The sequence below is a fragment of the Methanosarcina spelaei genome, from assembly GCF_002287235.1.
GTDB lineage: Archaea > Halobacteriota > Methanosarcinia > Methanosarcinales > Methanosarcinaceae > Methanosarcina > Methanosarcina spelaei.
This window is the reverse complement of sequence record NZ_LMVP01000475.1, coordinates 1-253: the sequence shown is the minus strand read 5'-3', so window position 1 is coordinate 253 and position 253 is coordinate 1. Positions and strand designations below refer to the sequence as shown.

Sequence of the window (253 nt, the reverse complement as noted above, 5' to 3'; positions counted from 1 at the left end):
ATGACTTTATCAAGTCAAATAATATTTCTGTAGAAAAATACATTTTAGAGAAACATCTTGAATCCTATTTCCAAACGAAAACTCGTAGTGTCGTTTCAACCTGTATTGATTACCTTAATGGTTTGGTTCTCCTCCCCCATAGGAAAAATATGAGAAAAATGGCAATTTACTGTTGTAAATGCTCTAACAACCAATCACTAAGCCATTTCATCTCAACTTCTCCTTGGCATCCTACAGATCTCCTCAAATCTGT

Annotated in this window: 1 pseudogene; it reads left to right on the top strand. The window is 34.4% G+C overall.

Features of this window, described 5'->3' with window-relative positions:
- Positions 1 to 253: pseudogene (locus tag ASJ81_RS24860) on the top strand (hypothetical protein); the annotation flags it as partial.